5 protein-coding genes are annotated in these 7,601 nt (G+C 43.3%); all 5 read left to right on the plus strand.

Annotated features, from left to right (window positions below):
* Window positions 1-775: 775 nt before the first annotated feature.
* Window positions 776-2,206 (plus strand): form I ribulose bisphosphate carboxylase large subunit, encoded by a 1,431-nt coding sequence (locus H6G76_RS24345; RefSeq protein WP_190706760.1) that lies wholly within the window; start codon window positions 776-778, stop codon window positions 2,204-2,206.
* Between the two features lie 91 nt (window positions 2,207-2,297).
* On the plus strand, window positions 2,298-2,705 hold the full coding sequence (gene rcbX / locus H6G76_RS24350) for a RuBisCO chaperone RbcX (RefSeq protein WP_190706763.1): 408 nt from the start codon (window positions 2,298-2,300) through the stop codon (window positions 2,703-2,705).
* A 59-nt stretch (window positions 2,706-2,764) separates the two neighbouring features.
* Window positions 2,765-3,094, plus strand: a complete 330-nt coding sequence (locus tag H6G76_RS24355) for a ribulose bisphosphate carboxylase small subunit (protein WP_190706766.1) — start codon at window positions 2,765-2,767, stop codon at window positions 3,092-3,094.
* Window positions 3,095-3,179: 85 nt separating this feature from the next.
* Window positions 3,180-4,001 carry an aminoglycoside N(3)-acetyltransferase gene (locus H6G76_RS24360; protein ID WP_190706769.1) on the plus strand — a complete coding sequence of 274 codons (822 nt, stop codon included), beginning with the start codon at window positions 3,180-3,182 and terminating at the stop codon, window positions 3,999-4,001.
* Window positions 4,002-5,037: 1,036 nt separating this feature from the next.
* A partial coding sequence (locus tag H6G76_RS24365; RefSeq protein WP_190706772.1) for a hypothetical protein occupies window positions 5,038-7,601 on the plus strand: 2,564 nt, incomplete at its 3' end.

Genomic DNA, 7,601 nt, shown 5'->3' on the forward strand with positions numbered 1-7,601 from the left:
CAACACATTACAAGATTGTGCTTGCTTTTACTCTAATTTTTCTCGCTTCACAGTAAATTAGACATTTTTTCGTCTCTTTACTCAGAACTGACACCCAATCTCAACAAATATATCCCTTGTTTTTTAGTTCACATTTATATACAGTTAGCTGACACATTTGTAAATCAAATTTAACAAAATGTTTAAATCTTTATGTAATAACAAATTTAAATATATAAGTTAAGAACTTTCAAAGAATAACTTATGCAATTTATTGATATATTGTGAGACAAGTTACAAATTACGTTGTGTGCCATTTTGTCTTTCGCTCACTGCTCGACTAAATCAGCGTCCAGTAGATTCTCTCCTAGCTTGTTTTTTATAAGAGGAACACAGCAAGAGCGCGGATGCGGGAGTGTAAGCTAGAAAGCCCATTCCCTGAAATAACCGAATGTAAAAGAGAATAATCTCATACTTTCTGCGAAGTGGAGAGTTTTTAGTGAGGCTGAGAAGATTTAGCGAGTAAAGAGGAATAAATAAAAGAAATATTTTCATCAACCGAGGGAAAGGCAAGAGCGTCAGATGATGCAATGCTAGGCGTGAACAGCACTACTGAAGCGGGTTGCCGCTACAACAAGTGTTAATAAAAAAATGCTGCCCTTTGGCGAAGACAGCCTCTAACAAAAAATTTTGCCTAATCTTCTCTTCTGTTGATCAGAGAAAGAAAAAAGGTGAGAGGAAGTAGCACAAAACGTGATTTGATAAGTAAAAAGAGTGACATCTTGGAAGGATAGATATGTCTTACGCTCAAACGAAGACTCAGTCAAAAGCTGGGTATCAAGCCGGGGTTAAAGATTACAGACTTACATACTACACACCCGATTACACACCAAAAGATACAGATATTCTGGCAGCGTTCCGTGTTACACCTCAGCCCGGAGTTCCTTTTGAGGAAGCAGGCGCGGCTGTAGCGGCTGAGTCTTCCACTGGTACTTGGACAACCGTATGGACAGACTTGTTGACCGACCTAGATCGCTACAAAGGTCGTTGCTACGATATCGAACCTGTTCCTGGCGAAGACAATCAATTTATTGCCTACATTGCCTATCCTCTAGATTTGTTTGAAGAAGGTTCTGTTACCAATATGTTTACCTCCATCGTAGGTAACGTATTTGGTTTCAAAGCTTTGAAAGCTCTGCGTCTAGAAGACTTACGGATTCCTGTTGCTTACCTCAAGACCTTCCAAGGCCCTCCCCACGGTATCCAAGTAGAGCGTGACAAATTAAACAAATACGGTCGTCCTCTGTTGGGTTGTACAATCAAACCCAAATTGGGTTTGTCTGCTAAGAACTACGGTCGTGCAGTATATGAGTGCTTGCGCGGCGGTTTGGACTTTACAAAAGATGACGAAAACATCAACTCTGCACCATTCCAAAGATGGCGCGATCGCTTCTTGTTCGTAGCTGACGCTATTCACAAGTCTCAAGCAGAAACCGGCGAAATCAAAGGTCACTACCTCAACGTAACCGCTCCTACCTGCGAAGAAATGCTGAAACGGGCTGAGTACGCGAAAGAACTCAATATGCCCATCGTCATGCATGACTACCTAACAGCAGGTTTCACCGCTAACACCACCTTGGCTCGTTGGTGTCGTGACAACGGTTTGTTGCTCCACATTCACCGCGCGATGCACGCAGTAATTGACCGTCAAAAGAACCACGGTATCCACTTCCGTGTATTGGCTAAAGCACTACGGATGTCTGGTGGTGACCACATCCACACCGGTACCGTTGTAGGTAAACTAGAAGGCGATCGCGGTATCACAATGGGCTTCGTTGACCTGTTGCGTGAAAACTACGTTGAGCAAGACAGATCTCGCGGTATCTACTTTACCCAAGATTGGGCTTCTATGCCTGGTGTAATGGCAGTTGCTTCTGGTGGTATCCACATTTGGCATATGCCCGCACTAGTTGAAATCTTCGGTGATGACTCCGTACTACAATTCGGTGGTGGTACACTAGGTCACCCCTGGGGTAACGCTCCTGGTGCAACCGCTAACCGTGTTGCGCTCGAAGCTTGTATTCAAGCTCGTAACGAAGGTCGCAACCTAGCTCGTGAAGGTAACGATATCATCCGCGAAGCTGCTAAGTGGTCTCCTGAATTGGCTGCTGCTTGCGAACTGTGGAAAGAAATTAAGTTCGAGTTTGAGACTGTTGATACCGTCTGATAAAGGCTGAAGGTGCAAGGATGAATGTTGAATGAAAAAAACTTCATCCTGCACACTTTATACTTCAACCTTTAGAAGGGCTGGGTCAAGCATGAATCTCAAGCAAATTGCGAAAGATACAGCCAAAACTCTCCAAAGCTACCTAACTTATCAGGCGCTAAGGACTGTACTGGCACAGCTAGGCGAAACGAATCCACCATTGGCAATTTGGCTGCATAACTTTTCCGCCGGAAAAGTCCAGGATGGAGAAGCTTATATTAAAGAACTTTTCCAAGAAAAGCCAGACTTAGCCTTACGGATAATGACAGTCAGAGAACATATTGCTGAAGAAGTGACAGAATTTTTGCCAGAAATGGTTCGCACTGGTATTCAGCAAGCCAATACGGAACAGCGTCGCCAGCATTTAGAACGCATCACGCAGCTGAGTTTGTCAAACCCCAGTCCTGAATCAGAACAACAGAGATTTTCCGATCCTGACTGGGACAACTTAGCCAGTTAGGACAGGCATATAAGCCTAATTCCAAGTCGTCACAAAATAGCAAACAGTTATCACCAGTTATGCAAACCCTACCAAAAGAGCGCCGCTACGAAACCCTTTCTTATCTTCCCCCCCTCAGTGACGCTCAAATTGAAAAGCAAGTTCAGTACATTTTGTCTCAAGGTTACATCCCAGCGATCGAGTTCAACGAAGTTTCTGAACCTACCGAGTTCTACTGGACACTGTGGAAGTTGCCTTTATTTGGTGCTAAATCTACCCGTGAAGTATTGAGCGAAGTTCAATCTTGCCGTTCTCAATATCCTACTCACTTCATTCGTGTTGTAGGTTTCGACAACATCAAGCAATGCCAAGTATTAAGCTTCATCGTTCACAAACCCAACAAATACTAAAATCTGATTTGGTTTAAATAATTTATTCATCAAAGAGAGGTAGATAATTTTTACCTCTCTTTTCTTATATTTAAAAGTTTTTCAGATGAGTGAATTAAAAGTTCTTCTCAGCACATCATCACCTCGCACTCGCCAGAGTTTAGCAACCGATTTATCCAATGCTGGCCTAGCACCAGGTATGACGGTGATAGTCCATTCATCTCTTAGTTCACTAGGATGGGTTTGTGGCGGTTCAGTTGCAGTAGTTCAGGCATTGATGGATGTGATTACACCAACCGGAAACTTGGTAATGCCTACCCATTCTGGTGATTTGTCTGACCCTGCAATGTGGAAAGAACCACCAGTTCCTCAAGAGTGGTGGTCTATGATTCGGGAAACTATGCCAGCTTTTGACCCTAAAGTGACTCCAACACGAGGTATGGGAAAGATTGTTGAAACCTTCCGAACTTGGGAAAATGTGATGCGAAGTTCTCATCCTCAAGTTTCTTTTGCAGCTTGGGGTAAAGATGCTGAAAAGATAGTTTCAAATCACTCTCTAGACTACTCTCTGGGAGAAAATTCACCGTTAGCTCGTTTGTATGATTTGAATGCTTGGGTACTGTTATTGGGAGTTGGATATGAAAATTGCACTAGCTTTCATCTAGCTGAGTATCGGGTAGGTAAAAGACAGGAAGTGAAAAAGGGCGCGCCGATTTTGAAAGCAGGACAAAGAGTTTGGCAATGGTTCTCAGATATTGAGTTTGATACTGACTGTTTTGTCGAGATAGGTGAAACTTTAGAAAAAACTGGTCAAGTTGGAATCTCAACAGTTGGTTCAGCAACAACAAAATTATTTAATATGAGAAACTCTGTTGATTTTGCAGCTGCTTGGTTGAGAGATAATTGCAATCATATATCTTGCACCTAGCCCCAACGAATGAAATTCGTGGCTATACAAACGCGCGTCCGCCTATCGCGCTTGCGCTGCGCTTGGCGCACCAAGCGGACTAACGGTTGGAACCCGCGCAGGCGGTCACTGAGGGGCTGGTGAGCGCAGTCGAACCATGTCGAAGTGCGGGTTTTATCTGTGTGCAAGATGAACCGCGACTTCAGCCGCTTGGTGCAAGATTTGAATCACCCGAACTGTTTTGTTCTTATTCATCTTAATTCATTTTTTGTCTTATTTGTCAATGCTTAAATCTTAATGTATATCTAAAGACTTATTGACAAAACTACCTCATCTTCCAATTCTTCCGGATGTAATAGTGTATTCACTGATTACATTCATCTTATAGTGTCGATACTATGTAACAAATTCAATATCTTATCTTTTTAGGGAGTGAAATTACAGAATTTAAGCTAAACATCTGTGAAAAAACTTAAATCAATCAACAAATTCCCTAAATACCTGGAAAAAACCGGGTTACATAAGAATATTTAAAGCAAAAACCTTGATTATTCTTTGTGTAACTTAGTTTTTTAACTCATGTTGAAAATAATGCAATATATGAGATTAATGAAGGAATTATTTCAATAAATAATTCATCTTTTTTCATGAATATAAACCATATATTTTCAACAAAAATATGAGTACATTCTGGCAATAAGTATAAATTCTGAACATACCTTTAAGTGATGTATAAGAATTTTGAAAAAAGCAGAGTGTCTTTTATTGTGTCATGACATGGGTTATCTATAGTTTTCTAATCCATAATTAAAATCCTACACATTAGACCATGTGCGCTAAATTTTAAAGTCAGGTATTTTTGCGACAAAAAAATGTTGGTTGAACCCACTAATAGTTAAATATTCATTGCCCTCTAATAAGTTAGCCATTTTGTGTAATTACTTGGCTCAATACCAGATAAACATAGAAACTTTTACAAAATTAATTAAAAGTAAGTTTCTTCGGTTTATCAAATAAATTCGACTTTTTATTGTTATCAAGGTACAGAAGTATTTGTATGAAAATCAATCCGTTTTACTGGTATACAATCAAACAACCTATAAAAGGTAAATACCGAAAATTACTGATTATACTGTTTACTAGACTATTCTTGCCAGTTGGACTGATAAGTATTTTATCTCCGGCTGTTCAAGCTCAAAACGTCAGACTTACACCGAATGCTACTGGTGGAACATTTAGCTCTACTATACAGGGTTCAAATGCTACTGCTATTGGTTCAGGCGCATCTGCTCAAAGTCAGGACTCAGTAGCTGTAGGTACTAATGCAATAGTATCAACAGGCGGTTCATCTGGTGCAATAGCTATTGGTGCTAGTGCTTCTGTAAGTGCTACTGTTTCATCTGCTGGTGCAATAGCAATTGGACAATCAGCTAATGTAAGTTCAATAAATGCAACAGCAGTTGGGAAGTCCTCAACTGCTGGTGCCGCAGGCACAGCACTGGGAAATAATAGTAATGCAGCAGGTTCTTCATCCACAGCACTAGGAGATGGTGCAAAGGCTCAATCTACTAATTCAATAGCAGTCGGTGCTAATGCAACTACTGGTAGTGGAGCTTCTAATGCAATTTCTATAGGTACTGGTAATATTGCTGGTACTATTGGTGCTTTAGCTAACAGTGCTACTGCGATAGGTAATGGAGCAACTGTTAATACTGGAGCATTAAACTCCACTGCGATAGGTAATGGAGCAACTGTAGCTGCTAATATTACCGATGCGATCGCCACAGGTACAAGTGCAAGTGCTAGCGGTAACAATGCGATCGCCACAGGTATAAGTGCAACTGCTAGCGCTACCAATGCGATCGCCACAGGTAACACTGCCAAAGCTCAAGCGACTGGTGCTATTGCTACAGGTAATAATGCCAACGTCAATACAGGTGCAACAGCTTCAACTGCCATTGGTAACAATGCCACAGTAGCGGCTAGTGCTACCAATGCGATCGCCGCCGGTACAAGTGCTAATGCTGGTGCTAGTAGTGCCACAGCTATCGGTAATGGTGCCAATGCTTCAAATACTTCATCTGTAGCTTTGGGTGATCTTGTCAAAGCACAAGGAGCTAACTCAGTAGCTATCGGTTCTAGTAACACGACTGCTAGTGGTGCATCTTCGATTGCTACAGGTAATAATGCCCAAGCTACAGGCAGCACAGCAATCGCTACAGGTTTTTTGTCTCAAGCAACAGGGCAGAATGCGATCGCTACAGGTAGTGGTGCTGTAGCGAATCAAGGAAATGCCCTTGCTACTGGGGTTTTAGCCCAAGCTACTGGTGGATTTTCTTCAGCCTACGGTTATAGCTCTCAAGCTTCAGGAACTTCAGCAACAGCCACAGGCGATACAGCTAAAGCAACAGCAAACAATGCTACTGCTTTAGGCACGTTTACTACTGCCAGTGGTACAAATGCCACATCTGTAGGTAAAGGCTCCACCGCATCTGGAGCCAGTTCTATTGCCACAGGTGACACAGCCACAGCCAGTGGGACAAATGCGATCGCGGCTGGTACAAATGCTCTGTCCAATCAACAAAACACCACCGCCACAGGTAACGCTGCCAAAGCTACAGGTATTTCCGCCTCTGCTTACGGTGACGGAACTACAGCCAGTGGTCTAAATGCCACATCTATAGGTAAAGCTTCAACCGCATCTGGAGCCAGTTCCATTGCCACGGGTGACACTGCCACTGCTAGTGGACAAAATGCGATCGCCACAGGTACAACTGCCACTGCCAATCAACAAAACGCCACCGCCACAGGTAACGCCGCTAAAGCCACAGGTGCTTCTGCATCTGCTTATGGTGACAGTGCCACAGCCAGTGGCACAAATGCCACATCTATCGGTAAAGGTTCCACAGCATCTGGTGCCAGTTCTATTGCTACAGGTGATACAGCGACAGCCAGTGGTACAAATGCCACATCTATCGGTAAAGGTTCCACAGCATCTGGTGCCAGTTCTATTGCTACAGGTGATACAGCGACAGCCAGTGGACAAAATGCGATCGCCACAGGTACAAATGCTCTGTCCAATCAACAAAACGCCACCGCCACAGGTAACGCCGCCAAAGCCACAGGTATTTCCGCTTCTGCTTACGGTGACGGAACTACTGCCAGTGGCACAAATGCCACATCTATAGGTAAAGCTTCAACCGCATCTGGTGCGAGTTCCATTGCCACGGGTGATACTGCTACTGCCAGTGGTCTAAATGCCACATCTATAGGTAAAGCTTCAACCGCATCTGGTGCGAGTTCCATTGCTACGGGTGATACTGCTACTGCCAGTGGGACAAATGCGATCGCCACAGGTACAAATACTCTCGCTAATCAACAAAATGCCACCGCTACAGGTAACGCTGCCAAAGCTACAGGTATTTCCGCTTCTGCTTACGGTGACACTGCCACTGCCAGTGGGACAAATGCCACATCTATAGGTAAAGCTTCAACCGCATCTGGTGCCAGTTCCATTGCCACGGGTGATACGGCGACAGCCAGTGGTCTAAATGCGATCGCCACAGGTAGCAACGCTTTAGCAGATCAACAAAATGCCACCGCTACAGGTAACGCTGCCAA

The organism is Nostoc sp. FACHB-152, from assembly GCF_014697475.1.
In the GTDB taxonomy this organism is placed as follows: domain Bacteria; phylum Cyanobacteriota; class Cyanobacteriia; order Cyanobacteriales; family Nostocaceae; genus Nostoc_B.

Excerpts from the sequence above, each read along its gene's own strand:
- H6G76_RS24345 (WP_190706760.1), top strand. The coding sequence starts at position 776 with ATGTCTTACGCTCAAACGAAGACTCAGTCAAAAGCTGGGTATCAAGCC.
- rcbX (WP_190706763.1), top strand. The coding sequence starts at position 2,298 with ATGAATCTCAAGCAAATTGCGAAAGATACAGCCAAAACTCTCCAAAGC.
- H6G76_RS24360 (WP_190706769.1), top strand. The coding sequence starts at position 3,180 with ATGAGTGAATTAAAAGTTCTTCTCAGCACATCATCACCTCGCACTCGC.
- H6G76_RS24355 (WP_190706766.1), top strand. The coding sequence starts at position 2,765 with ATGCAAACCCTACCAAAAGAGCGCCGCTACGAAACCCTTTCTTATCTT.